The following is a 24,073-nucleotide window of genomic DNA, read 5'->3' on the forward strand; positions in this document are numbered from 1 at the left end:
ACCCGTCCGATGCGGCCGGGACGCCCGGGCCGCGACGGTTCCGGTGCCCGGCCGACGGAGCCGGACCCCCGAGAGGAACACCGTGACCACCACCCGCCTCGGCTCCGGCCTCACCGCCCCCGAGACCACCGCCCCCGAGACCACCACCCCCGAGACCACCGCCGCCGCCCCCGCTCCTTCTCCGGCGGGCGCCCCGGCGCCGCACCCCCGCCGGCGGCTGCTCGCCGGCGCCGCCCTGCTCGGCCCGGTCGCGCTCGCGGCCCAGTACGTGCTCACGTCGGAGGGCCTCCCCCGCGACGAGGCCGGCCCGTGGCTGGCCGGCCTGGCCGAGTCGCCGGCCGCGCAGGTCGCCTCGGTGGTCGTCTACCTCGTCGCGATGGTCGCCGGGATCGCCGGCGCCGCGGTGATCGCGCTGGCCTGCGGCCGCCGCGCCCCGTGGCTGTCCGGCGTCGCCGCGGCGCTGCTCGCGGCCGGCAGCGTCGGCGGCGGCGGGTTCGCCGGGATGCGGCTGATCGCCGTCGTCCTGGCCGGTGAGGGGGGCCCGTCGGCGGCGGGCACCTGGACGTCGGTGCAGCAGGGCCCGCCGTTCCTCGTCCTCGGCCCGCTGGTGGCCACGGCGATCGCCGGGACGCTGCTGGCCGCCGTCGCGCTGGTCCGCGCCCGAGCCGACGTCACCGTCTGGGCGGCGCCCGCCTACCTGGCCGGGTTCGTCCTGGCCAGCGGCGAGTTCCCGGTCGCGGTGAGCGTCCTCGGCGAGGCGCTGGTGCTCACCGCGCTCGTCCCGGTCGTCCGGGCCGCGCTGCGCCCCTGAGCTCCCGGCCGCCGGCCCCCGTCCCCGCGGGACGGGGGCCGGCGCCGTCCCGGGGGGCGGACCGCGCCGTCGGCGGGCAGGCTGCGGTCATGACGACGCCGTCGCAGCCCGACCAGCCGCAGCCGCGCGACATCGCCCTCGAGATGGAGGACGCGGAGACCGAGGCCTCCCTCGAGGCGCGGAGCGAGCCGGAGCCGCCGCAGGACGGGACCGACTGAGGGCGGGACGCCGGCTCCTCCGCGGGCGTACCGTCCGCCCATGTCCGCCGACACGGGTGCAGGGCGGCTGGTCGCCGGCCGCTACGCGGTCACCGGGATGCTCGGCCGCGGCGGGATGGGCGTGGTCTGGAGCGCGACCGACCAGGTGCTGGGCCGGCCGGTGGCGCTCAAGGAGGTCACCTTCCCGGCCCACCTCAGCGACGACGAGCGCGGGACGCTGCGCGACCGCACGCTGCGCGAGGCCAGGGCGGCGGCGCGGCTCGTGCACCCGTGCGTGACCACGCTCTACGACGTCGTCGAGGAGGACGGCCGGCCCTGGCTGGTCATGGAGCTCGTCGACTCGCTCAGCCTCCAGGAGATCGTCGAGCGGCAGGGCCCGCTGCCCTGGCCGGCGGTGGCCCGCATCGGCCTCGACGTGCTGGCCGCGCTGGAGGCGGCGCACGCCGCCGGGATCGTGCACCGCGACGTCAAGCCGGCCAACGTGCTCGTCGGCCGCGACTGCTCGGCGCACCTCACCGACTTCGGCATCGCGGTCGCCACGGGCGGGCCGTCGATCACCACGTCCGGGGCGATCATCGGCTCGCCGTCCTACATGGCGCCGGAGCGGGCGCGGGGCGAGGAGCCCGGCCCCGCCGTCGACCTGTGGTCGCTGGGCGCCACGCTCTACACCGCCGTCGAGGGCCGGCGGGCCTTCGACCGGCCCGAGTCGATGGCCACCCTGCTGGCCGTCGTCTCCGAGGACCCCGCGCCGGCCGAGCGGGCCGGTCCGCTGGCGCCGGTGCTCGAGGGGCTGCTGACCAAGGACCCCGCGCGGCGCTGGGACGTCGCGCGGACGCGGGCCGCCCTGCGCGCCCTGTCCGGGCAGGCCGGGCCGGCCGGGCCGGCGCCGGCGTGGCCCCCCGCCGCCGGCGGCCCGCGCGCCGCCGGTCCGCGCCCCGCCCTCGGGGACCGGGTCGAGCGCTTCGACCTCGACGACCTGCGCGGGCTGGCCTCGGTGCTCGGCACCGTCGCCCGCGACGCCCGGGACCAGGCGCGCCACCTGGCCGACCGGCACCGGGAGCGGCGCGCCGAGCGGCACGCCCGCGCCGCCGCTCCCCTGCCGGCGCCGCCCCCGCCCCCGCTACCGCCCCGGCGGCGGTTCCGGCGCCGCTGGGTGGTCGTGCCGGTGCTGATCGCGGTGCTCGCCGTGCTGGCCGCGATCGGCGGGGTGCTGGCGCTAGTGGCCGCCGCGTTCGGCGTGTGGTGACCGGTCCAGCCGCGTGACGTCCAGCCGGTGCGCCGCGACGTAGTACAGCGTCGCGCCCTCCGGCACCGGGGTGTCCCAGGCGGGACTGACCCGGAGGTCCTCGGCGGTCCGCAGCGCCAGCACCGTGGCGCCGTGGTCGCGGCCGAGGGCGGTCTGCCACTCGCCGAACGTCCGCGGCCGCGCACCGGCCGGCACCCGCAGCGAGTAGGTGTTGCCGTGCCCGCCCGCCGTCATGAGCTCGTTGTAGATCTCGGTGAGCCCGGGGTCGGCGGCCTCCTCCGACAGCAGGAACGGCATGTGCCACTGCACGACCTGCACGCCGGGGTTGACGTAGCGGAGGGTGTCGCGCCGGCCCAGGTCGCGGACCGCGGCGACCATGTGCACCCGCGGGTTGGCGTGGTCGACGGCGACCGCGATCGCCAGGGTCTCGTTGTCGTCCCGGCCGTCGATGACCACCGTGCGGGCGCGGGCGACGCCGGCGCGGTCCATGACGTCGGCATGGGTGAGGTCGCCGCGGACGAAGGAGACCGCCGCCTCCTCGGGCATCGGGTTGACCGCGACGTCGTCGTGGGCGCACAGCGCGATGCGGGTGCCCGGCTCGACGGTCAGCTCGGTGACGATCCGCTCGGTCCGCCCCGGCGTGTAGCCCAGCACGACGACGTGGTCCCGGAGGTCCAGGCCGACCACTCCTCTCAGTCGCCTGCCCCGCGCGGTCTGCAGGGCGGTGGCCAGCTCGGTGAACAGCAGCGTCAGCGTGACGATCCCGCCGACGACGACGTACGCGCCGACGACCCGGCCGCCGACCGACGACGGGTACAGGTCGCCGTAGCCGACGGTCGCGGCGGTGACGACGAAGTACCACCAGTAGCTCTCCGGCGCCGCGATCCCGGTCGCGGCCGGCTCGACCAGCGCCATCGCCGCCCAGCTGGTGAGGAACACCAGCAGGATGACCGCCAGCGGCAGGCGCCAGCCGGACAGCCGGACGCGGAGGGAGCGCAGCAGCCGCTGCAGGAAGAACACCAACGATCTGGCTCCCTCTACGGCCGGGCGGACACCGCAACCTACCGTCGGCCGGCGCCCGCAGGCGTCCCCCGCGAGCGGGACGGGTAGCGGCCGGTCATGCGGACCCGTGACCTGCTCACCTACGCCTACGCGCAGATCGGCGAGACCCTGCACGCCGCCGTCGAGGGCCTGTCCCCCGACCAGCTGGCCGAGCGCGTCGGCCCCCGTGCCAACCCGGTCGGCTGGCTGGCCTGGCACCTGCTGCGGGTGCAGGACGACCACCTCGCCGAGGTCGCCGGCACCGAGCAGGTGTGGACCGCGCAGGGGTTCGCGGGCCGGTTCGGCCTGCCCGTCGACGACGCCGCCACCGGTTACGGGATGAGCGCCGAGGAGGTGGCGTCGGTCCGGGTGCCCTCGGCGGAGCTGCTGCTCGAGTACGCCGACGCGGTCGCCGCCCGCAGCGCGGAGTTCCTCGGCGGCCTGTCCGACGACGACCTCGACCGCGTCGTCGACCGGCGGTGGGACCCGCCGGTCACCCTCGGCGTCCGGCTGGTCAGCGTGCTGTCCGACGACCTGCAGCACGTGGGCCAGGCGGCCTACGTGCGGGGGCTGCTCGGCGCCTGAGCCAGGACCCGGGCGGCGAGCTCCCCGAGGACGGCCGCGGGCTCCGCGAGGCACCGGGCGAGGTCGGGCTCGACGTCGGTGAGCGCGTGCGCGGCGGCGAACCCGGCCCCGCGCAGCTCGTCGTCGCTCAGCGCCACCCGCCCGGCCAGCGCCACGCACCGGACCCCGGCCCGCCGGGCCCGGGCGGCGACCACCGCGGGCGCCTTGCCGCGCAGCGACTGCGCGTCCAGCGACCCCTCACCGGTGATCGCGAGGTCCGCGCCCGCCAGCGCCTCGTCCAGCCCGACCAGGTCGGCGACCAGCTCCGCGCCCGACCCGACCGAGCAGGTCAGGACGGCGGCCACCCCGGCCGCGGCGCCCCCCGCCGCGCCCATCGCCGGCCGCCCCTCCAGGTCGATCCCGAGGTCGCGGCGGACCACCGCGGCGAACCGCGCGAGCGCCGCGTCGAGCTCCGCCACCTGCGCCGGCGTGGCGCCCTTCTGCGGCCCGTACACCGCGGCCGCGCCGGACGGGCCGGTGAGCGGGTTGTCGACGTCGGTGGCCACCCGGACCTCCAGGCCGTGCAGCCGCGGGTCGCGGGCGCCGGGGTCGATCCGCGCGAGGTGCGCGAGCCCCGCGCCACCGGGCGGGACGTCGCGGCCGTCGGCGGCGAGCAGCCGCACGCCGAGCGCCTGCAGCAGCCCCGCGCCGGCGTCGGTGGTGGCGCTGCCGCCCAGGCCCAGCACCACCCGCCGGGCGCCGGCGTCGAGCGCGGCGAGCAGCAGCTCGCCCACGCCGCGGGTGGTCGCGGTCGTGGGCGCCGGTCGGTCCAGCAGCCCGAGCCCGGCCGCGGCGGCGAGCTCGACCACCGCCGTCGTCCCGTCGACGGCGAAGGTGGCGCGCACCGGCCGGCCGTCGGGGCCGCCGACCGTCGTCGTCACCGGGCGGTACCCGGCGCGCACGGCGGCGGCCACCGTGCCCTCCCCGCCGTCGGCCACCGGGCGGGCGAGCACCTCGGCGTCCGGGCGCACCCGGGCCAGGCCGCGGGCGACGGCGTCAGCGGCGTCCTCCGCGGTCAGCGTGCCCTTGAAGGAGTCCGGGGCGACGACGATCCGCACGCCCGGCAGCATGCCCTGCCCGCGCGTAGCGTCGGGCCGTGCCTGAGACCGCGAGCACCGACTTCTACGCCCTCGAGGAGCTGCTCACCCCCGAGGAGGTCGGGATCCGCGACCGCGTGCGCGCCTGGTGCGACAAGGAGGTGACGCCGCGGATCAACGACTACTGGGAACGCGCGGAGTTCCCGTTCGAGCTGGTCCCCGGGTTCGCCGAGCTCGGCATCGCCGGGGGTACGGTGCAGGGCTACGGCTCGCCGGGGATGAGCGCCGTCGCCGCCGGCCTGGTGGCCGCCGAGCTCGCCCGCGCCGACGGCAGCGTCGGCACCTTCAACGGCGTGCACAGCTTCCTCGCGATGCAGTCGATCGCGATGCTCGGCTCCGAGGAGCAGAAGGAGCGCTTCCTCCCCGAGATGGCGCGGATGGAGAAGATCGGCGCCTTCGGCCTGACCGAGCCGCAGCACGGGTCGGACGCCGTCGCCCTGGAGACCAGCGCCCGCCGCGACGGCGACGTCTTCGTCCTCGACGGGCAGAAGAAGTGGATCGGCAACGGCACCATCGCCGACTACGTGCTCATCTGGGCCCGCGACGAGGAGGGCGCGGTCGGCGGGTACGTCGTCGAGAAGGGCACGCCCGGCTTCAGCACGCGGGTGATGACCGGCAAGACGGCGCTGCGGGCGGTGTGGCAGGCCGAGATCACCCTCGACGGCGTCCGCGTGCCGGCCGAGAACAAGCTGGCCAACTGCCGCTCGTTCAAGGACGTCTCCACGGTCCTCGACCGCACCCGGTACACCGTCGCGTGGCGCGCGCTGGGCGTGGCGACGGCGGCCTACGAGCTGGCGCTGGCGCACTGCCTGCACCGCGAGCAGTTCGGGCAGCCGATCGCGGGCTACCAGCTGGTGCAGGAGAAGCTCGCGACGATGCTCGCCGAGATCACCACCATGCAGCTCATGTGCTGGCGGCTGTCCAGCCTCGCCGACGCCGGCCGGATGACCGCGGCGATGGCGTCGCTGGCCAAGCGGCACTGCTGCGCCACCGCCCGGCGGATCGTGGCCGACGCGCGGGACCTCTTCGGCGGCGACGGGATCCTGCTCGAGCACCACATCGCCCGGCACCACGCCGACATCGAAGCGATCTACACCTTCGAGGGCACCGACCACGTGCAGGCGCTGATCGTGGGCCGGGAGATCACCGGCCTGTCGGCGATCAGCGGCCGGCGGCGCTGACCGCCGCGGTCAGCCGGCGCGGCTGAGCAGGGCCTGCTCCCAGGCCAGCCCGGACAGCCGGCGGCAGTCCGGGCAGCCGGTGCGCCCCGCACCGACGCGCTCCCACCGCTGGTGGCCCCAGATCTGCACGATCGACCCGCAGAGGGCCAGCTCCACCTCGCCGTCGCGCTCCGCCGCCGGCCGTACCGACGGGACGGCGTGCCACGGGGTGCGCTGGGCGGCCGCAGTGCCCTGGATCCAGCGGTCAGGACGGGCGAATCCGACCGCGAGTGAGTCCACGAGCTGGACGTGCCCGGGACGGTCTCGTATCGAACCGCCCGTCCGGGTGAAACGGGAACGCGCCCGCACCCGGCACCCCGAGCGCGCCCGCGGCGTTACCGTCGGGAGGTCTGCGGAGCGGAGGAGCGACGACGGTGGAACCTGTCAGCCTGGTCATCGGTGCGGCACTGCTGGCCGCGGGCTTCGTGGCCGGCCGGCTCGGGCGCCGTCGTCCCGCGGGCCCGCCGCCGAACCCGACGCCGGTGTGCGGCTGCGGGCACACGCTGAGCCAGCACGACACCGGGACCAACACCTGCTACGCCGAGCTGCGCCGGGACACCTTCGACCGACGCGGCCGGTTCGCCGGTCACACCTGGGTGCCGTGCACCTGCCGGCAGTACGTCGGCCCGCGCCCGATCGACGAGGTCTTCGTCCCCCGCATCCTCCCGCCGTCCGACTGACGACGGCCCCCGCTGCCCCTCGGGCGGCCTCCCTGCAGAAGCCCGCCGCCGGCCCCGTCCCGGGTCCCACCCTGAGCCTGCGAAGGGTGGGGAGGACGGGGTCCTTCCACGGTGGGGGGCAGGGAGGTCCTTCCTCAGGCGGGCGGGTCGGCGAGGTCCGAGAGCGCGGCGACCAGCGCGGCGACCCGGGCCGGGCCGAGCTCGGTGGTCAGCGCCGCCTCGTGCGCGGACACCAGTGCCTCGAGCCGGTCCAGCCGGGTGCGGCCGCGGGCGGACAGGTGCACCCGCACGCGGCGGCCGTCCTCGGGGTCGGGCAGCCGGTAGGCCAGCGCGGCGTCGACCAGCCCGTCGACCATCCGGGTGGCGGTGGGCGCCGGGACGCACAGCGCCGCGCACAGCTCGCTCATCGTGCGGCCCGGACCCGAGGCGAGCGCGCGCATCAGCCGGTAGGTCTCCAGCGTCGCGCCGTCCTCGGCGAGCACCGTCCCGACGCCGCGGGCGACCCGCCGCGAGACGACGGCCAGCAGCTCGACCAGCGAGGCGGCGGGCGTGGGGCGCGCGGCGGGCACCGCGGTGCCCGTGGCCTGCTGCTCGACCGCCATGGCCGCACCATACTCAGGAGGTGCCCGGACCGACCGCTCCGATGGAGGCGTGGGAGGCGGCCGTCGTCGGCCGCTCCCCCGACGTCGTCCGGATCGGGCTGGCCGTCCCGCTGACCGGGCCGCTGGCGATGACCGCGCCGTCCGCGCTGGACCTGGCCGCGCTGGCCGCCGACGAGGTCACCGAGGCCGGCGGGGTCCGCGGCCGCGCGGTGGAGCTGGTCACCGTCGACGCCGGGCGCCGGCCCGCCGAGGTCGCCGCCGACGTCGCCGCCCTGCACGCCGCCGGCGCGGTCGACGTCCTCGTCGGCTTCTCCACCAGCGACGTCTCCCGCGCGGTCGCCGCCGCGCTGGCCGGGCGCGCGGGCTACGTCTTCACCCCGCCGCACGAGGGCGGGCGCGGGTCCCGCGGGGCGCTGCGGATCGGCGCCTCCCCGCTGGCCCAGCACGCCGCCGCGCTGACCTGGCTGGTGCGCCACCGCCGGGCGCGGCGCTGGGTGCTGCTGGGCACCGACTACGTGTGGCCGCAGGCGGTGCACCGCGCCGCTCGGTCGGTGCTGCACGACCTCGGCGCCGAGGTCGCCGGCGAGCTGCTCGTCCCGTTCGGCCCGGCCGACCCCGGCCCGGCGCTGGACCTGGTCCGCCGCACCCGCGCCGACGCCGTGCTGCTCAGCCTGGTCGGCCGCGACCTGGTCGCCTTCAACCGCGCCTTCGCCCGCGCCGGGCTCGACCGCCGCGTGGTGCGGCTGTCCGGCGCGCTCGAGGAGAACGGCCTGTACGCCGTCGGCGGCGACGGCACCGGCGAGCTCTACGCCTGCATGCCCTCGTTCGCGGCGGCCGACGGCGCCGGCGACGAGGGGCAGCTCGCCCTGCAGGAGCGACTGGCGGCCCGGGTGGGGCCGAGCGCGCCGGTGGTCTGCGCCTACGCCCGCGGCGTGCACGCCGGCGTCCGCACCGCCGCGCGGCTGCTGGAGACCGGCACCCCGGGGCCGCCGCGGATCCCCCGGCCGCGGCTGGCGCGCGCCGACGGGCTGGTGTTCCGCGAGGTCGGTCCGCGCGGCTGACCCCCGATGGTTCCGATCGGAAGCAATGGGGCCTACCCTCCCCGCGTCCGGCTCCGAGCCGGCCGAGAGGAGGAGTCGTGACCGACCCCCGCACCACCCCGTCCGCGCACGCCACCGGGACCACCGGTGCCGGCGCGGCCCCGGCAGCCGGAGCCGCCGGCGTCGAGGAGTTCGGCTACCGCCAGGAGCTCAAGCGCTCGCTGACGTTCACCGACCTGCTCGTCTACGGCCTGGTCTTCATGGTGCCGATCGCGCCGTTCGGCATCTTCGGCAGCGTCTTCCAGGCCAGCGGGGGCATGATCGCCCTCGCCTACGCCATCGGCGGCCTGGCGATGGCGTTCACCGCGGCGTCGTACTCGCAGATGTCCCGGGCGTTCCCGATGGCCGGCTCGGTCTACACCTACGCCGGCCGCGGCATCGCCCAGCCGGTCGGCTTCATCGCCGGCTGGATGATCCTGCTCGACTACGTGCTGGTCCCGGCGCTGCTCTACCTCATCGCCGCGGTGGCGATGAACTCGATCGTGACCTCGATCCCGGTGTGGGTCTGGCTGATCGGCTTCGTCGTCCTCAACACCGTCGTCAACTACTTCGGCATCGAGTTCACGGCCCGGGTCAACAAGATCATGCTGGTCGCCGAGCTGATCGTGCTCGCGATCTTCCTGGTCATCGGCGTCGTCGCGCTGGCCTCCGGCGAGGGCCGCGGCTTCGACTTCTCGCCGATCTACAACAGCGACACGTTCTCCCTCGAGCTGGTCTTCGGCGCGGTGTCGGTCGCGGTGCTGAGCTTCCTCGGCTTCGACGGCATCTCCACCCTCGCCGAGGAGAACCGGGAGTCGGCCCGCTCCATCGGCAAGGCGATGATCGCGGCGCTCGCGCTGGCCGGGACGCTGTTCATCGTCCAGACCTGGGTCGCCGCGCTGCTCGTGCCCGACCCCGACACCCTCATCAGCGAGGGCGACGCGGCCGGGACGGCGTTCTACGACGCGGCCGAGGTCGCCGGCGGGGCGTGGCTGGGCACGCTGACGGCGATCGCGACGGCGGTCGCCTGGGGCTTCGCCAACTCCCTGGTCGCCCAGGCGGCGACCTCGCGGCTGCTGTTCGCCATGGCGCGCGACCGCCAGCTGCCCGGGTTCCTCCGCAAGGTGCACCCGACCCGCCGCGTGCCGGTCAACGCCACCTTCCTCGTCGCGGTCGTCTCCCTCGTGCTCGGCCTCTACATGGAGCAGCGCGAGGACGGCATCACGCTGCTGTCCACCCTGGTCAACTTCGGCGCGCTGTCGGCGTTCCTGCTGCTGCACGTCGCCGTCGTGTGGCACTTCATCGGCCGGCTGGGGAGCCGCAACTGGTGGCTGCACCTGGTGGTGCCGGTCGTCGGGTTCGGCATCCTGGCCTACGTCGTCTACAACGCCCAGGTGGCCGCCCAGGAGCTCGGCTTCGTGTGGCTGGCCATCGGCGTGGTGCTGATGATCGTCCTGATCGCCACGGGCCGGCGGCCCGAGATCCGCGCGGAGGAGAAGCTGTGACCGCGTCCCTCGAGGTCGTCTCGCTGGAGCCGACCCCCGACCAGCTGCGCTACTCGTTCGGCGGCGGCGAGCCGCTGCTCACCGTGGCGCCGGGCACGGTGGTCGAGCTGACCACCGAGGACTGCTACGGCGGCAAGGTGCGCGGCGTCGAGGACCTGCCGAGCCAGGTGTGCGACTTCCCGTTCCTCAACCCGGTGAGCGGGCCGATCGCCGTCGAGGGTGCCGAGCCCGGGGACACCCTGGCGGTGCACCTGGTCGACGTCGCGCCGGCGCGGGACTGGGCGGTGTCCAGCACCTTCCCGCACTTCGGCGCGCTGACCACCACCCACTCGACGGCGATGCTGCACGAGCCGCTCGAGGAGCTGGTCTGGCTCTACGAGATCGACCGCGAGCGGGGCACCTGCCTGTTCCGCCCACGCCGCGGCGGCCCGGAGGTGGAGCTCCCGCTCGACCCGATGCACGGCACGATCGGCGTCGCGCCGGCCGCGGGCGAGGTGTTCGCCAGCATCACGCCCGGCGCGCACGGCGGGAACATGGACACCCCGGAGGTGCGGGCCGGCACGACCGTCTACTTCGGCGTCAACGTGCCCGGCGGGATGCTCTCCCTCGGCGACGGGCACTGCCGGCAGGGCGAGGGCGAGGTCTGCGGCACCGCGGTCGAGTCGGCGATGCGCACGGTCGTCGTCGTCGACCTGGTCAAGGGCGGCGGGCCCGCCTGGCCGCGGCTGGAGAGCGACGACTTCCTCATGTCGACCGGCTCGGTCCGGCCGCTGGAGGACGCCTACCGGATCAGCCAGCACGACCTGGTGACCTGGGCGGCCGAGCTGGCCGGCTGGGACCGGCTCGACGCGCTGCAGCTGGTCAGCCAGGCGGGGCTGGCGCCGGCGGGCAACGTCGTCGACACCAACTACACGATGGTGGCCAAGCTGGCGAAGCGGTACCTGCCCGGCGCGGTCGCCGCCGACGGCGTGCACGAGCGGCTGCGCGCCACCGCGGCGGCGTACCTGCAGGAGCGCTGAGACCGGCGCCCGGGACCCGCCTTTCGCGCGCGGAAGACGAGTCCCGGGCGCCCGGCCGGGTAGCGGTGTCGCAGACCCGTCACCGCCGTCGGAGGGAAGACCGTGACCGACGCCCCGAACAGCCCGGAAGCCCGCCGCCGCCTGCTCGCCGCCACCGAGCCCGTGCGGGCCGCGGCCAGCGCCGGCGCGCTCGCGCTGACCTACCCCCTGCTGCGCGGCGCCCCCCGCGGCGAGCCGCACGGCGTGCTCGTGCTGCCCGGCCTGATGGCCTCCGACGCCTCCACCGCGACCCTGCGCCGCTGGCTGCGCGGCCTGGGCTACCCGGTGGTCGGCTGGGAGCTCGGCCGCAACCGGGGCCCCACCAAGGAGATCACCGACGAGCTGCCCCGCCTGGTGCAGCGGCTGGCCGACCAGCACGCCGGGCCGGTGAGCATCGTCGGGCAGAGCCTGGGCGGCATCTACGCCCGGCGGCTGGCGCTGCGGGTGCCGCGCCTGGTCCGCCAGGTGATCAGCCTCGGCTCGCCGTTCGGGCTGGCCGGCGGCCCGCCCGACGACAGCCCCGGCGCCCGCGCCTACGCCCGCTACCGCCACCTGCACGCGGTGCCGCGCGGGCGGGGCGGCCTCGGCGGGCTGCCGGTGCCGAGCACCGCGGTGTACTCGCGCTGGGACGGCGTCGTCGACTGGCGGGCCTGCCGGCAGACGCCCGGCCCGCGCGCGGAGAACGTCGGCGTGCACGCCAGTCACCTCGGGATGGGCCACGACCCGGCGGTGCTGTGGCTGGTGGCCGACCGCCTGGCCCAGACCCGCGACGGCTGGCGGCCGTTCACCCCGCCGGCGCGGCTGCGGCTGCTCTACACCAGCGAGGACGACGTCACCGGCTGACGGCGCCGCGCGCGCAGCACCGCGTCGGCGGCGTGCGCCGAGCCGTGCTCGTGCTCGCGCGCCTCCCGCGGCCGTGCCTCCGCCACCTGGACCTCCCAGTCGCCGGGGTCCAGCACCGCGGCCATCTGCTCCCCGGTGGCGTACCAGTCGGGCGACCCCGGCCGCTGGATGCCGTGGGCGGCGTCGCTGCCGTCGTGCAGGGTCACCAGCAGCGTGCCGCCGGGCGCGACCGCCGACGCCAGCGTCCGCAGCACGGCGTCGCGGGTGCCGGGCGGGAAGTGCAGGAACGACGCGGTCACCAGGTCCCACCGCTCGTCACCGGGCCGCCACGAGGAGACGTCGGCCTTGCGGGTCTCGAGCGGCACCCCGGCCGCCTCGGCCGCCGCGGCCGCCCGGTCGAGCGCGGTGCGGGAGAGGTCGAGCGCGGTCACCGCCCAGCCGCGGCGGGCCAGCCAGACGGCGTCGCCGCCCTCGCCGGCGCCGGCGTCCAGCGCGCGGCCCGGCGGCAGGGCGGCGGCCTCGGTGGCCAGGACGTCGTTGACCCGGCCGCTCCACACGCCGGAGCCGTGCGTGCGGTAGCGCTCCTCCCACCACTGCTCGCCGTACTCCGGGTCGCTCATCGCGCGGATCACGTCGACGGCGGCCCGGGTGTCCTCGGCGACCAGGTCGGCGTTGACCTGCGCGCCGGCCATCAGCCCGGCGGCCGCGGCGCCGATCACCTGCGCGCTCGGGTCCGCGACGTTGCCGGCCGCCCACACGCCGGGCACCGCGGTGGCGCCGCGGGCGTCGACCGGCACGTGCGACCCGACGACCGCCTCGCCCATGCGGAACGGCTGGGCCTCCAGGCCGAGACCGGTCAGCACCGCCGAGCGGGCGGTGAACCGCGGGGCCACGACGACGGCGGCGCGCGGCACCACCTCACCGTCGGCCAGCCGGACGCCGGTCAGCCGGCCGCCGTCGGTCTCCAGCGCCGCCACCTCGCCGCGCACCACCCGGATCCCGCGCGCGGCCAGCGCCTCGGCGGTGGCGTCGTCCGGCTCCGGCGCGGTGTGCAGGAAGAACACGACGTCGGCGCTCCACTGCCGCCACAGCTGGGCCTGGTGCAGCGACATCGGGCCGGTGGCGACCACGCCGATCGCCCGGTCGCGCACCTCCCAGCCGTGGCAGTACGGGCAGTGCAGGACGTCGGTGCCCCACAGCTCCCGCACGCCCGGGACGTCGGGCAGCTCGTCGGTCAGGCCGGTGGTGACCAGCAGCCGCCGCGCGCCGAGCACCCGCCCGGAGGCGAGCTCCACGGTGAAGGCGCCGGCCGCCCCGCCGACCGCGGTGACCGTGCCGTCCACCAGCACCCCGCCGTAGCCGGCGACCTCGGCCCGCCCGGCGGCGAGCAGGTCGGCCGGGGGCGTGCCGTCGCGGCCCAGGTAGTTGTGCATCTCGTGCGCCGGCGCGTTGCGCGGCGTCCCCTCGTCGACGACGGCGACCGAGCGCCGCGCCCGCCCCAGGGCGAGGGCGCCGGACAGGCCCGCCGCTCCCCCGCCGACGACCACCACGTCGTACGTCTCGTCCATGCCGTCCACGGTGCACCCGCCGTCGCGAAAAAGGCAAACACCTTTGCCATACTGGCAACGTGACCGATCCCGACGCGGACCTCGACGCCGTCCTCGACGCGGTGGGCCCGCGGCTGCGCGAGCTGCGCCGGCAGCGCGGCGCGACGCTGACCCAGCTGTCCGAGGACACCGGCATCTCGGTGTCCACGCTGTCCCGGCTGGAGTCCGGGCAGCGCCGGCCCACGCTCGAGCTGCTGCTGCCGCTGGCCCGCGCCCACCAGGTGCCGCTCGACGAGCTGGTCGACGCCCCGGAGACCGGCGACCCCCGGGTGCGGCTCCGGCCGATCACCCGGCACGGCGCCACGTTCATCCCGCTCACCCGCCGCCCGGGCGGGCTGCAGGCCTACAAGATGGTGCTCCCGCCGCGCTGGGGCGGGGAGCCGGGCGAGCAGCGCTCGCACGAGGGCTGGGAGTGGCTCTACGTGCTGTCCGGTCGGCTGCGGCTGCTGCTCGGCGACGCCGACGTCGCCCTGACCCCCGGCGAGGTGGCCGAGTTCGACACCCGCACCCCGCACTGGCTGGGCAACCCCGACGGCCGGCCCACCGAGGTGCTCGCCCTCTTCGGCCCGCAGGGCGAGCGCATCCACGTGCGCGCCGCCCCCCGGGGCCGCGGCTAGGGGACGACGACCAGCCGGACGCCCGCGTCGCCCGCGGCCTGCCGCGCCCAGGCGCCGCCGACGTCGGCCAGCGGCACCGTCTCGTGCGCGACGGCGACCCGGCCGGTGGCGGCCGCGGCGAGGACGGCGCCGAGCGCGTCGCGGCGCTGCTGCGGGGTCAGCGCGTTGTTGGTGTAGCCGAGCACCTCCGCCGAGCGGCCGCGCAGCACCGCCGAGGAGAACACCGCCTCGTCGCCGGACGCCCCGCCCAGGTTGACCAGCCGCCCGCCCGGCGCCAGCGCCCGCGACGCCGCGGTCGCCGCGACGCCGAACACCGGATCGACGACGACGTGCGCGCCGCCCGGGCACGCCTGCGCCAGCGCGGCGGCGAGCGCGTCGACGTCGCCGGTCAGCGGCACGACGGCGTCGGCGCCGGCGGCGCGGGCCCGCTCCCGCGCCGTGGTCGAGCGGCAGACCGCCACCACCCGCCCGGCGCCGAGCACCCGCGCCGCGCCGACCGCCACCTGCCCCACCGCGCCGCCGGCCCCGAGGACGACGACGGTCTCCTCCGGCTGCAGCCGCCCGCGCCAGGCCAGGCACATCCACGCGGCCACGCCGGACAGGCCGATCGCCGCGACCGCCGCGTCGGGCAGGTCGGCGGTCAGCGGCACGAGGTCCTCGTCGTCGACGGCGCACCGCTGCGCGAGGCTCCCGTCGCCGGGCGCCATGCCGGCCGACGTGGCGAACCAGACCCGGGTGCCGGCCGGCAGCCGGCCGGACTCCTCGACGACGCCGACGCCCTGCACCCCCGGCACGTACGGCACCGCCGGCGCGCCGAAGTAGGACGTGCCGGACGCGCACAGCAGGTCCAGCGGCACGATCGGCGCGGCGGTGACCCGCACCAGCGTGTGCCCCGGCCCGGCGGTGGGGTCGGGGTGCTCGGCGTGCTCGGGCGGCGTCCCGGGCGCGCGGACGACGGCGGCGCGCACGTCAGGTGGCCCGCACGTCAGGTGCTGATGTCGGGATAGGGCAGCGTGATGTGCTCCATCGCCCTGCCGTAGGCCTTCTGGTACTCCAGCGGCCCGTGGTCGCGCTCGAACATCGCGATGAACAGCGTGAGCGTGAGGAACGGGTGGGCGCCCATCTGGAACAGCGTCACGTGGTCGTGCTCGCGCAGCGCGCGCCGCTCGTCCTCGGTGAACTCCAGCCAGGTCGACCGCTCGTCGTCGGTGCAGTTGAGGATCTTGTTGGCCATCTCGGCCTCCCACCACTCGACCGTGCCGGCCGGGTCCTCGCGGTAGCGCTCGACGAGGGCGGGGTCGCGGTCGACGGTGAAGAGGAACTTGTCCAGCAGGTAGCGACTCATGCCGGGGCCACCTCTCCGGGGACGCCGTTCGGGTACCAGGTGAAGTAGGCCTCCATGGTGTGGAACAGGTCGAGGGTGTCGACGTGGTCGGCCTTCTGCCCCTCGCCGGCGGCGCCCATCATCAGCATGAAGTCCATGAAGCCGTGGGTGGCGTTGCCCGGGGCGTGCAGCGAGTCCAGCGACACCTCGGCCAGGCAGCCCTCGATGTCGCCGGAGGCGATCCACTCGACGGCCTTGCGGTCGAACTCCGGGTCGGGCCCGTGCTCGCCGAACTGGCGCGGGCCGCCGAGCTCCAGCGACAGGTGGCCGGTGCCGATGATCGCCACCCGCTCGTCCGACTCCCAGGACTCGACCATCTCCCGGATCGCCTTCCCCAGCTGCACGAAGCGCCGGGGCTGGGGCAGCGGCGGGGCGAAGATGTTCGTGTAGACCGGCACGATCGGCAGGTCGGCCTGCGGGCGCAGCGTGATGATCGGGCACGTGATGCTGTGGTCGATCCGCAGCTCGTTGGAGAAGGCCAGGTCGAAGTCGCGGTCGAGGCCGTCGCGCAGCAGGTGCGCGGCCAGGTCCTCCTCGCCGCGCAGCGTCATCCGCGGCAGGCCGAACTCGCGTTCCTCGTTGTACCAGTTGGCGTCGAAGAAGGGCGCCTTGCCGACGAGGAACTGGGGCATGTTGTCCAGCCACAGCTGGTGGAAGTGGTCGCTGCCGACCATCACCAGCACGTCGGGCTCGGCCCGGGTGAGCGTCTCGCGGAACCGCTCGATCTTGGCCACCCACTCGTCGGCGAACGGCGGCCGGTCCGCGCCGGTCGAGGTGCTCGCGCGGTAGTAGAAGGGGTGGTGGGTCGACGCGATGACCGCGGCCACCTCAGCCATGACTGCCTCCCAGGGTCTCGGGCTCGTAGGGGTCCGGCGGGACGGAGCGGTTGTCCAGGTCGACCGACAGGAAGACCCGGTTGGCCACGGGGTGGCGCAGCTCCTCGGCGAGCTGGCCGATCAGCCCCGCGGTGCGGGCCAGCAGCGCGAAGCCGCGCAGCAGCTCCAGCGGCAGGCCGAGGTCGGCCAGCGCGGCGCCGCAGACGCCGGCGCCGTTGAGCGGCAGCGTCCTCCCGAGCACCTGCGGGTGCACCCGGCCGATCGCAGCGAACAGCGCCAGGTGCGGGCCGACCAGGCCCTCCTCGCCGGCGATCTCGAACAGCCGCGGCGTGCGCGGGTCGCCGTCCTTGTGCACGTGGTGGCCCAGGCCCGGGACGAACCGGCCGGCCGCGCGCTGCGCGGTGACCGTCTCCAGGGCGAGGGCGTCCCAGCCGGCGTCGTCGGCCGGGAGCTCCCCCGCGGACACCAGGACCTCGTGCAGGAAGCGGCCGCAGTCCTCGGTGACGCCGAGGAAGCGGGAGCCGCCGCCGAGCAGCCCGGCGGCGAGCGCTCCCTGGATCGAGTCGGGGGCCGACAGGTACGTCAGCCGGGTGACGATCGCCGTCGGGGTGAAGCCGTGGTCGGCGAGCGCGGCGAGCACCGCCTCGAACACGCGGGTCTCCCCCGGCGTGGGCCGTCGCTGGGTGGCCAGCCAGAACGCCAGCTCGCCGAAGCCGACCGTGCCCATGACGTCGCGGGCGAGGTCGGTGCCGAGCAGGGTGATCGACTCGCGGCTCGAGGCGCCCAGTGCGGTCGGGTACCCGTCCTCGCTCACCGCGTCTCCTCGCCCTCGGCCAGCCACCGGCGGATCTCCGCACCGTGCTCGTCGAGCGCGGGCGGTGGCAAGCGGTACCGCGCCGCCGTCTCGGAGAACCGGATGGGGTTGCGGATGGACGGTACGGCGGCGTCGCCCTCCCCCGCCGTCACGACGGGGTCCAGGCCGACCTCCTCGGCGAAGGCGACGCCCTGGTCGACGGTGTTGATCGGCCCGCACGGCACGCCCGCGGCGATGATGTCGCGGAACCACTCCGTCTTCGTGCGGGTCTTCAGCCGCTCGACCAGCAGCGGGCGCAGCTCCTCGCGGTTCGCGGTGCGGTCCTCGTTGTGCAGGAACCTCGGGTCCTCCACCAGCCCGGGCACGCCGAGCACCTCGCACAGCTTGCGGAACTGGCCGTCGTTGCCCGCGGTGACGATCAGGTCGCCGTCGGCGCAGGGCAGCGGTTCGTAGGGGAACAGGCTCGGGTGGCTGTTGCCCATCCGGAACGGGACGACGTCGCCGGCGACGTACGCCGAGGTCTGGTTGACCAGCCCGGACAGCGCGCTGGAGAGCAGGTTGACCTCGACGTGCTGGCCGCGGCCGGTGGCGTGCCGCAGGTTCAGCGCGGACAGCACGCCGATGGTGGCGTGCAGGCCGGCCATGACGTCGAAGACCGCGACGCCGGCCCGGTAGGGGTCGCCGCCCGGGTCGCCGGTGAGGCTCATCAGCCCGGAGATGGCCTGCACGATGAGGTCGTAGCCGGGCAGCGACCGCCCGCCGGGGCCACTGCCGAAGCCGCTGATCGAGGCGTAGACGACAGCGGGGTTGGTGGCGGCCACCGTGTCGTAGTCGAGGCCGAAGCGGGCCAGGCCGCCGGGCTTGAAGTTCTCCACCAGGACGTCGGCGCGGCGGGCGAGCTCGCGGGCCGCGGCCAGGTCGGCGTCGTCGGTGAGGTCGAGGGCCACCGACCGCTTGTTGCGGTTGACGCCCATGTAGTAGGTCGAGACGCCGTCCCGGACCGGTGGTGCCCAGGTGCGGGTGTCGTCGCCGCGCGGGCCCTCGACCTTGACCACCTCCGCGCCGAGGTCGGCCATGAGCATCGTGGCGTAGGGGCCGGCGAGGATCCGGGAGAAGTCGGCCACGAGCAGGCCGGCGAGGGGGCCCTCGGGGTTCGGCGCGCCGGGTGCTGCCGTCATCGTCGCGTCGCGCTCCTCGCATCGGGCTGGCGTCAGCGGACAGTCGTCCGCCGGTCGCGCCGAGTCTCGGCACCGCCCCGGACCTGTGTCAACTGCACGCGGTCCGTCTTGACACGTGCGGCAGGTCACGAGCAGGGTGGCCGCGTTCCCACCCTGTGTCCGATCAGCGGACAGGTGTCCGTCGAGCCAGCGACGTCCGAGGAGACCACCATGACCGACCCGCAGACCCCGCCACCGCAGGCCGGCCGCCCCGTCGTCTTCCGCGGCGGCACGGTGCTGACGATGGACGACGCCGGCACGGTGCTGCGCGACGCCGACGTCCTCGTCGTCGGTGACCGGATCGCGGCCGTGGGCCCGGCGCTGGAGGCGCCCGAGGGTGCCCAGGAGGTCGACGCCACCGACGGCATCGTGATGCCCGGGATGATCGACACCCACCGGCACATGTGGCAGACGGCGATGCGCGGCTACGGCGCCGACTGGTCCCTCACCCAGTACTTCGTCTGGTACTACCTCGAGCACGGCCGGCGCTTCCGCCCGGAGGACGTCGCCGCGGGCAACCGGCTGGCCGCCGTCGAGGCGCTGGACGCCGGCGTCACCACCGTCGTCGACTGGTCCCACGGCCTGCAGACGGTCGACCACGCCGAGGCCGCCGTCGACTCGCTGCAGTCGGTGCCCGGCCGGTACGTGCTCGCCTACGGCAACATCCAGGCCGCGCCGTGGGAGTGGACCGCCGACAAGGCGGTGCAGGCCTTCCTCGAGCGCCGCCGCACCGGCGCGGGCGACCTGCTCGGCTTCCAGCTCGCCTTCGACGTCACCGGCGACCCCGCGTTCCCGGAGAAGGCCGCGTTCGAGGTGGCCCGCGAGCTCGGCCTGCCGGTGACCACGCACGCCGGCGTCTGGGGCGCCACCAACGACGACGGCATCCGGCTCATGCACGAGCACGGCTTCGCGACGCCGGAGACCGTGTACGTGCACGCCGCGTCGCTGTCCCCCGACAGCTACCACCGCATCGCGGCCACCGGCGGGTCGATCTCGGTCTCCACCGAGTCCGAGCAGAGCGCCGGGCAGGGCTACCCGCCCACCTGGCAGGTGCGCGCGCACGGCATCCCGGTGTCGCTGTCGATGGACACCAGCGTGTGGTGGAGCGGCGACCTGTTCTCCGCGATGCGGAGCACGCTGGGCGCCGACCGCTCACGCGAGCACTTCGAGGCCCACCTCAAGGGCGACACGGTGACCCAGCTGGCGCTGCGGGCGCAGCACGTCGTGCAGTGGGCCACCCGCGGCGGGGCGACGGCGCTGGGCCGCGACGACCTGGGCCGGCTCACCCCCGGCGCCAAGGCCGACGTCGTGCTGATCAAGAACGACGCCTCGCCGGTGTCCTTCCCCCTCCTCAACCCCTGGGGTCACGTGGCGTTCCAGGCGCAGCGCGGCGACGTGCACACCGTGCTCGTCGACGGGCGGGTCGTGAAGTGGCAGCACCGGCTGGTCGGCGTCGACCTGGCGGCGGTCCGCCGCGAGGTCGAGGCGACCGTGGAGCACCTGCGCGCCGACATGGGCGAGGACGTCTGGCTCCTGGGCATGGACCCGGAACTGCCGTCGGCCGAAGTGCTGGACAACCCGTACCAGTACACCGACTACCGGTCGGAGACCACGCACGCCGCCCGCGAGGCGGACTTCGAGCGGCACCTGGCCGGGGAGCGCTGAGGGGCCACCGTGGCCGGACGCGGTGAGGGGCCGGACTTCGTCGAGGCGCTGGCGCGGGGGCTCGACGTGCTCACCTGCTTCGACGCCGACCACCCGGCCATGACGCTGTCGGAGGTGGCGGCCGCCGCGGGGCTGGCCCGGCCGACCGCGCGGCGGCTGCTCCTCACGCTCGAGGAGCTGGGCTTCGTGCGGTCGGCCGGCGGGGTGTTCACGCTGACCCCGCGGGTGCTCTCGCTCGGGATGGCCTACGTCGGCGCGCTCGGGTTGTGGGACCTCGCGCGGCCGCACATGGAGGCGCTGGTCGCGCGGACCGGCGAGTCGTCGTCGATGGCCCAGCTCGACGGGTCGGACATCGTCTACGTCGCGCGGGTGTCGGTGCCCAAGCTGATCGCGCTGCGGGTGGAGATCGGCACGCGCTTCCCCGCCGTCCAGACCTCGCAGGGCAAGGTGCTGCTCGCCGCCCTGCCTCCCGACCGGCTCGAGGCCACCCTCGCCGAGCCCAGCCGCTCGGGACTGCCGCCCTACATCGGGCGCACGGCCGGACAGCTGGGCGAGGAGCTCACCGAGGTGCGCGCCCGCGGCTGGGCGCTGGCCGACGAGGAGCTCGCGCCCGGCGTCCGCTCGGTCGCCGTCCCGGTCCGTGACGGGCACGGCGCGGTGCGCGCGGCGATGAACGTGACCGTGCACGCCGCCGAGACCTCGACCGAGCGGCTGCTGGCCGAGCACCTGCCCGCGCTGCTGCGCACCGCCGGCGAGGTGAGCGCGGACTGGGCGCGCTGGCAGTCCCGCCCGCACGTGGAGGTCGACCGGTCGCGCTCCGCCGGATGAGACACGACCGGATGGGGTAATCCCCACCCCATGAGCGGGAAGTCGGCGGAGGACTACGCCCGGGACTACACGGACCCCGAGTTGCGCGAGCGGCTCAAGGACGAGATCAAGGCCGGTGACCGGGGCGGGCGGCCCGGCCAGTGGAGCGCCCGCAAGAGCCAGCTGCTGGCCCACGAGTACGAGGCGGCCGGCGGCGGCTACCGGCACGAGGGCGAGCGCAGCGAGTCGCAGCGGCACCTGCAGGAGTGGACCGGGCAGGACTGGCGCACCGCCGACGGCGGCGACCGCGCCCGCGGTGAGGGCGGGACGAAGCGCTACCTGCCCGACGCCGCGTGGGAGCTGCTCTCCGAGGAGGAGAAGCGGGCCACCGACGCGCGCAAGCGCGGCTCCGGCGAGCAGCACGTGGCCGACACGGACGCCGCGAAGGAGGCGCGGAAGGCCGCCGAGCTCGTCGACGCGAAGGCGACCGAGGCGCGCGCGAAGGTCCGGGAGATGCACGGCGACTCCCAGCTCGACCGGGCCGAGAAGGCCGAGCGCGAGCTCGGTGCGGGCCGCAAGACGGTCCTCGAGGCGATCGAGCGGCAGCGCGACCGCGACTGACCCGGGCCCGGGGGGCAGAAGTGGCCATCCCCACCGGCCCCGACACGCCGTGCAGTGCGTGCAACCTTGCACGGACTGCATGTTTTCCGCGACCATGACGGGGTGACCTCCGGTCTGCGCGAGCGCAAGAAGCTCGCCACCCGCTCGGCCCTGCACGCCGCCGCGCTGCACCTGGTCGCCGAGCGCGGGCTGGACGGCGTCTCGGTCGACGACGTCGCCGAGCGCGCCGGCGTGAGCCCGCGGACGTTCTTCAACTACTTCCCCACCAAGGACGACGCCGTCCTCGGCCTGGACCCCGGTGACGCCGCGCTCCTCGCCGAGCGGTTCACCGCGCGCCCGGCCGGCGAGGACCCGGTCACCGCGCTGCGTGCCGTACAGGCCGAGCAGGCCGCCGCGATGGCCGACGAGCCCGCAGGGGTGTGGCCGCTGCGGCTGCGGGTCATCGACGAGCACCCCGTGCTGCTCGCCCGGCTGCACGCCGCCTTCGGCGCGTCCGAGCGGGCGCTGGCCGACGCCGTCGCCGCCCGCACCGGCACGCGGGTCGGCGTCGACGCCTACCCCACGCTGCTGGCCGCGGTCGCCGGTGTCGCCCTGCGCACCGCGCTGCACCGCTGGCTGGCCGCCGACTTCGCCGTGCCGCTGCCCCGCCTCCTCGACGAGGCCTGGGACGCGCTCGCCGCCGGGCTCCCCGCCCCGCGCCCCTGACCCTCCCGAGCGGCCGGCGCCGTCCGCTCCCCCCCGGTGCCGCGCGCCCGCGGCACCGCCGAACGACCCCTGGAGAACGACGTGAACCCGCCGCCCGACGGCACCGCCCCGCCCATCGTCCTGACCCGGCGCCGCATCAACCTGGTCTTCTCGGCGCTGCTCGCCGGGATGCTCGTCGCCGCGCTCGACCAGACGATCGTCGCGACCTCGATGCCGACCATCGTCGGCGAGCTGGGCGGCGTCTCGCACATGGCCTGGGTGACCACCGCCTACCTGCTCGCCACCACGCTGGTCATGCCCGTCTACGGCAAGTTCGGCGACCTGTGGGGACGGCGGACCCTGTTCCTCGTCGCCATCGGCCTGTTCACCGTGGCCAGCGTCGGCGCCGCGCTCGCGCCGGACTTCACCTGGTTCGTCGTCTGGCGCGGGGTGCAGGGCCTCGGCGGCGGCGGGCTGATGATCCTGTCGCAGGCGATCATCGCCGACATCGTCCCCGCCCGGGAGCGCGCCAAGTACATGGGCCCGATCGGCGCGCTGTTCGGCCTGTCGGCCGTCGCCGGGCCGCTCGTCGGCGGCTTCTTCACCGACACCGCCGCCCTGGGCTGGGAGTGGTGCTTCTGGATCAACGTGCCGGTCGGCGTGGGCGCCTTCCTCATCGGCTGGTTCGCGCTGTCGCTGCCGCGCCGGCGCAGCACCACCCCGCTCGACCTCGCCGGGATCGTCGCGCTGTCGGCGACCACGACGTCGCTGGTGCTGTTCACCGACCTCGGCGGCAGCGACGGCTGGACCGACCCGCTGACCCTCGCGCTGGCCGCCGCGTTCGTCGTCTGCGCCGTCGTCTTCGTGCTGGTCGAGCGGCGCGCGGTCGAGCCCATCGTGCCGCTGTCGCTGTTCCGCAACCGCACCTTCGTCGTCGCCACCGCGCTCGGCATGGCCGTGGGCCTCGGCATGTTCTCGGCGATCGCGTTCATGCCGACGTTCCTGCAGATGAGCTCGGGGCTCTCGGCCGCGAACTCCGGCCTGCTCATGCTGCCGATGACCGCCGGCATCATCCTGACCATCCAGAGCTCGGCCGCGCTGATCCTCAGGGACGGCCGGTACAAGCGGTTCACGATCGCGGGCGTCGCGGTCATCCTCGCGACGATGGTCTGGATGACCACGCTGGCCGGGGACACGTCGCTGTGGACCATCGGCGCGATGTTCTTCGCGCTCGGCTGCGGGCTCGGGCTGATCATGCAGAACGTCGTCCTGGCCGCGCAGAACGCCGTCCCGGCCACCCAGATCGGCACCGCCACCTCGACGAACAACTACTTCCGCGAGGTGGGCGCCACCCTCGGCGTCGCCGTCTTCGGGACGCTGTTCACCAGCCGGCTGGCCGAGAACCTCACCGGCGCGCTGACCGGCAACGCCGGGCAGGCGGCCGCCGCGGGCATCACCTCGCCGGACACGCTGGTGCCGTCGGCGGTCGACGCCGCCGGCGACCCGCTGCGGACGGCGATCGTCGACGCGTACGCGGACTCGCTCGCGCCGGTGTTCTGGTACCTGGTGCCGATCCTCGCCGTCGCGCTGCTGCTGTCGTTCGTGCTGAGGGAGATCCCGCTCGCCGAGCACGCCGGCATGGTCGCCCGCGGCGAGGCGGTGGAGTCCGAGGAGGAGCTCGCCACCCTGCTGCGGTCCGGTGCGCAGGCCGCCGTCCCGGCGCCCGAGCCGACGCTCTCCAAGCGCGACGACGACCCGCTGCCCGTCTGACCGGGCACTTCCGCGGATGTGCCCCGT

At 75.7% G+C, this 24,073-nt stretch carries 26 protein-coding genes; 16 read left to right on the forward strand and 10 right to left on the reverse strand.

The genetic code is table 11. The annotated features are described in order from the left end of the window. Positions 1–82: 82 nt before the first annotated feature. The 3 genes from ACI79B_RS13315 (at position 83) to ACI79B_RS13325 (ending at position 2,275) form a co-directional block, all read left to right on the forward strand. Complete coding sequence (locus ACI79B_RS13315; RefSeq protein ID WP_456928540.1) at positions 83–811, forward strand: hypothetical protein; 729 nt, start codon at positions 83–85, stop codon at positions 809–811. An 89-nt stretch (positions 812–900) separates the two neighbouring features. Continuing rightward, positions 901–1,029 carry a hypothetical protein gene (locus tag ACI79B_RS13320; protein WP_456928539.1) on the forward strand — a complete coding sequence of 43 codons (129 nt, stop codon included), beginning with the start codon at positions 901–903 and terminating at the stop codon, positions 1,027–1,029. Between the two features lie 40 nt (positions 1,030–1,069). Then, a complete protein-coding gene (locus ACI79B_RS13325) occupies positions 1,070–2,275 on the forward strand; it encodes a serine/threonine-protein kinase (RefSeq protein ID WP_456928538.1) in 1,206 nt (401 codons plus the stop codon). Here the strand turns inward: ACI79B_RS13325 and ACI79B_RS13330 are convergent. Next, complete coding sequence (locus tag ACI79B_RS13330) at positions 2,246–3,295, reverse strand: NAD-binding protein (protein ID WP_456928559.1); 1,050 nt, start codon at positions 3,293–3,295, stop codon at positions 2,246–2,248. The two genes, ACI79B_RS13325 and ACI79B_RS13330, sit on opposite strands and share 30 nt — an antisense overlap. A 99-nt stretch (positions 3,296–3,394) precedes the next feature. Here ACI79B_RS13330 and ACI79B_RS13335 point away from each other — a divergent pair, with 99 nt between their 5' ends. Then, positions 3,395–3,901, forward strand: a complete 507-nt coding sequence (locus ACI79B_RS13335; RefSeq protein ID WP_456928537.1) for a mycothiol transferase — start codon at positions 3,395–3,397, stop codon at positions 3,899–3,901. Here ACI79B_RS13335 and ACI79B_RS13340 read toward each other — a convergent pair. Next, positions 3,874–4,998 (reverse strand): glycerate kinase, encoded by a 1,125-nt coding sequence (locus tag ACI79B_RS13340; protein ID WP_456928536.1) that lies wholly within the window; start codon positions 4,996–4,998, stop codon positions 3,874–3,876. The two genes, ACI79B_RS13335 and ACI79B_RS13340, sit on opposite strands and share 28 nt — an antisense overlap. A gap of 38 nt (positions 4,999–5,036) precedes the next feature. Here ACI79B_RS13340 and ACI79B_RS13345 point away from each other — a divergent pair, with 38 nt between their 5' ends. Then, positions 5,037–6,218, forward strand: coding sequence for an acyl-CoA dehydrogenase family protein (locus tag ACI79B_RS13345; RefSeq protein ID WP_456928535.1), 1,182 nt, complete (start codon positions 5,037–5,039; stop codon positions 6,216–6,218). Between the two features lie 9 nt (positions 6,219–6,227). Here ACI79B_RS13345 and ACI79B_RS13350 read toward each other — a convergent pair whose 3' ends face one another. Beyond that, positions 6,228–6,497: a hypothetical protein gene (locus ACI79B_RS13350; protein ID WP_456928534.1), complete on the reverse strand. Its 270-nt coding sequence runs from the start codon at positions 6,495–6,497 to the stop codon at positions 6,228–6,230. Positions 6,498–6,631: 134 nt separating this feature from the next. Here ACI79B_RS13350 and ACI79B_RS13355 point away from each other — a divergent pair, with 134 nt between their 5' ends. Beyond that, positions 6,632–6,937, forward strand: a complete 306-nt coding sequence (locus ACI79B_RS13355) for a hypothetical protein (protein ID WP_456928533.1) — start codon at positions 6,632–6,634, stop codon at positions 6,935–6,937. 134 nt (positions 6,938–7,071) lie between these two features. On the opposite strand, the gene ACI79B_RS13360 is transcribed toward ACI79B_RS13355, so the two are convergent. Next, complete coding sequence (locus tag ACI79B_RS13360) at positions 7,072–7,539, reverse strand: MarR family winged helix-turn-helix transcriptional regulator (RefSeq protein WP_456928532.1); 468 nt, start codon at positions 7,537–7,539, stop codon at positions 7,072–7,074. Positions 7,540–7,559: 20 nt separating this feature from the next. On the opposite strand from ACI79B_RS13360, the gene ACI79B_RS13365 reads away from it, so the two are divergent. The 4 genes from ACI79B_RS13365 (at position 7,560) to ACI79B_RS13380 (ending at position 12,024) form a co-directional block, all read left to right on the forward strand. Continuing rightward, the gene (locus ACI79B_RS13365; RefSeq protein WP_456928531.1) at positions 7,560–8,600 is read left to right on the forward strand and encodes an ABC transporter substrate-binding protein; all 1,041 of its coding nucleotides are present in this window, start codon (positions 7,560–7,562) and stop codon (positions 8,598–8,600) included. A gap of 77 nt (positions 8,601–8,677) precedes the next feature. Next, entirely contained in the window at positions 8,678–10,123 is a 1,446-nt protein-coding gene (locus ACI79B_RS13370) for an APC family permease (protein WP_456928530.1), read from the forward strand. Next, positions 10,120–11,142 (forward strand): acetamidase/formamidase family protein, encoded by a 1,023-nt coding sequence (locus ACI79B_RS13375; protein WP_456928529.1) that lies wholly within the window; start codon positions 10,120–10,122, stop codon positions 11,140–11,142. Before ACI79B_RS13370 ends, ACI79B_RS13375 begins: the two co-directional genes overlap by 4 nt. A 102-nt stretch (positions 11,143–11,244) precedes the next feature. Beyond that, positions 11,245–12,024 (forward strand): esterase/lipase family protein, encoded by a 780-nt coding sequence (locus ACI79B_RS13380; RefSeq protein ID WP_456928528.1) that lies wholly within the window; start codon positions 11,245–11,247, stop codon positions 12,022–12,024. Here ACI79B_RS13380 and ACI79B_RS13385 read toward each other — a convergent pair. Further along, positions 11,994–13,592, reverse strand: coding sequence for an FAD-dependent oxidoreductase (locus tag ACI79B_RS13385; RefSeq protein WP_456928527.1), 1,599 nt, complete (start codon positions 13,590–13,592; stop codon positions 11,994–11,996). The two genes, ACI79B_RS13380 and ACI79B_RS13385, sit on opposite strands and share 31 nt — an antisense overlap. Before the next feature lie 59 nt (positions 13,593–13,651). On the opposite strand from ACI79B_RS13385, the gene ACI79B_RS13390 reads away from it, so the two are divergent. Next, positions 13,652–14,248, forward strand: a complete 597-nt coding sequence (locus ACI79B_RS13390; RefSeq protein ID WP_456928526.1) for a helix-turn-helix domain-containing protein — start codon at positions 13,652–13,654, stop codon at positions 14,246–14,248. On the opposite strand, the gene ACI79B_RS13395 is transcribed toward ACI79B_RS13390, so the two are convergent. The 5 genes from ACI79B_RS13395 to ACI79B_RS13415 are packed head-to-tail and all read right to left on the reverse strand — an operon-like array spanning position 14,245 to position 18,460. Continuing rightward, complete coding sequence (locus ACI79B_RS13395) at positions 14,245–15,216, reverse strand: quinone oxidoreductase family protein (protein ID WP_456928525.1); 972 nt, start codon at positions 15,214–15,216, stop codon at positions 14,245–14,247. The two genes, ACI79B_RS13390 and ACI79B_RS13395, sit on opposite strands and share 4 nt — an antisense overlap. 17 nt (positions 15,217–15,233) lie before the next feature. Continuing rightward, positions 15,234–15,593 carry a hypothetical protein gene (locus ACI79B_RS13400; protein WP_456928524.1) on the reverse strand — a complete coding sequence of 120 codons (360 nt, stop codon included), beginning with the start codon at positions 15,591–15,593 and terminating at the stop codon, positions 15,234–15,236. Further along, positions 15,590–16,468, reverse strand: a complete 879-nt coding sequence (locus ACI79B_RS13405) for a DODA-type extradiol aromatic ring-opening family dioxygenase (RefSeq protein ID WP_456928523.1) — start codon at positions 16,466–16,468, stop codon at positions 15,590–15,592. Before ACI79B_RS13405 ends, ACI79B_RS13400 begins: the two co-directional genes overlap by 4 nt. Continuing rightward, positions 16,461–17,282, reverse strand: a complete 822-nt coding sequence (locus ACI79B_RS13410) for a citryl-CoA lyase (RefSeq protein WP_456928522.1) — start codon at positions 17,280–17,282, stop codon at positions 16,461–16,463. Before ACI79B_RS13410 ends, ACI79B_RS13405 begins: the two co-directional genes overlap by 8 nt. Continuing rightward, positions 17,279–18,460, reverse strand: a complete 1,182-nt coding sequence (locus ACI79B_RS13415) for a CaiB/BaiF CoA transferase family protein (RefSeq protein WP_456928521.1) — start codon at positions 18,458–18,460, stop codon at positions 17,279–17,281. Before ACI79B_RS13415 ends, ACI79B_RS13410 begins: the two co-directional genes overlap by 4 nt. Positions 18,461–18,670: 210 nt before the next feature. On the opposite strand from ACI79B_RS13415, the gene ACI79B_RS13420 reads away from it, so the two are divergent. The 5 genes from ACI79B_RS13420 (at position 18,671) to ACI79B_RS13440 (ending at position 24,046) form a co-directional block, all read left to right on the forward strand. Next, a complete protein-coding gene (locus ACI79B_RS13420; RefSeq protein WP_456928520.1) occupies positions 18,671–20,164 on the forward strand; it encodes an amidohydrolase family protein in 1,494 nt (497 codons plus the stop codon). Positions 20,165–20,173: 9 nt separating this feature from the next. Further along, complete coding sequence (locus ACI79B_RS13425; RefSeq protein ID WP_456928519.1) at positions 20,174–20,992, forward strand: IclR family transcriptional regulator domain-containing protein; 819 nt, start codon at positions 20,174–20,176, stop codon at positions 20,990–20,992. 30 nt (positions 20,993–21,022) lie between these two features. After that, the gene (locus ACI79B_RS13430; protein WP_456928518.1) at positions 21,023–21,592 is read left to right on the forward strand and encodes a hypothetical protein; all 570 of its coding nucleotides are present in this window, start codon (positions 21,023–21,025) and stop codon (positions 21,590–21,592) included. A gap of 102 nt (positions 21,593–21,694) precedes the next feature. After that, positions 21,695–22,297, forward strand: coding sequence for an acyl-CoA-like ligand-binding transcription factor (locus tag ACI79B_RS13435; RefSeq protein WP_456928517.1), 603 nt, complete (start codon positions 21,695–21,697; stop codon positions 22,295–22,297). Between the two features lie 36 nt (positions 22,298–22,333). Then, the gene (locus ACI79B_RS13440; protein ID WP_456928516.1) at positions 22,334–24,046 is read left to right on the forward strand and encodes an MDR family MFS transporter; all 1,713 of its coding nucleotides are present in this window, start codon (positions 22,334–22,336) and stop codon (positions 24,044–24,046) included. Positions 24,047–24,073 lie beyond the last annotated feature (27 nt).

It is taken from the genome of Geodermatophilus sp. SYSU D00879, assembly GCF_054050375.1.

Coding starts and splice junctions, on each gene's coding strand:
- ACI79B_RS13325 (WP_456928538.1), top strand. CDS start 1,070: ATGTCCGCCGACACGGGTGCAGGGCGGCTGGTCGCCGGCCGCTACGCG.
- ACI79B_RS13320 (WP_456928539.1), top strand. CDS start 901: ATGACGACGCCGTCGCAGCCCGACCAGCCGCAGCCGCGCGACATCGCC.
- ACI79B_RS13420 (WP_456928520.1), top strand. CDS start 18,671: ATGACCGACCCGCAGACCCCGCCACCGCAGGCCGGCCGCCCCGTCGTC.
- ACI79B_RS13360 (WP_456928532.1), bottom strand. CDS start 7,539: ATGGCGGTCGAGCAGCAGGCCACGGGCACCGCGGTGCCCGCCGCGCGC.
- ACI79B_RS13385 (WP_456928527.1), bottom strand. CDS start 13,592: ATGGACGAGACGTACGACGTGGTGGTCGTCGGCGGGGGAGCGGCGGGC.
- ACI79B_RS13335 (WP_456928537.1), top strand. CDS start 3,395: ATGCGGACCCGTGACCTGCTCACCTACGCCTACGCGCAGATCGGCGAG.
- ACI79B_RS13415 (WP_456928521.1), bottom strand. CDS start 18,460: ATGACGGCAGCACCCGGCGCGCCGAACCCCGAGGGCCCCCTCGCCGGC.
- ACI79B_RS13400 (WP_456928524.1), bottom strand. CDS start 15,593: ATGAGTCGCTACCTGCTGGACAAGTTCCTCTTCACCGTCGACCGCGAC.
- ACI79B_RS13405 (WP_456928523.1), bottom strand. CDS start 16,468: ATGGCTGAGGTGGCCGCGGTCATCGCGTCGACCCACCACCCCTTCTAC.
- ACI79B_RS13430 (WP_456928518.1), top strand. CDS start 21,023: ATGAGCGGGAAGTCGGCGGAGGACTACGCCCGGGACTACACGGACCCC.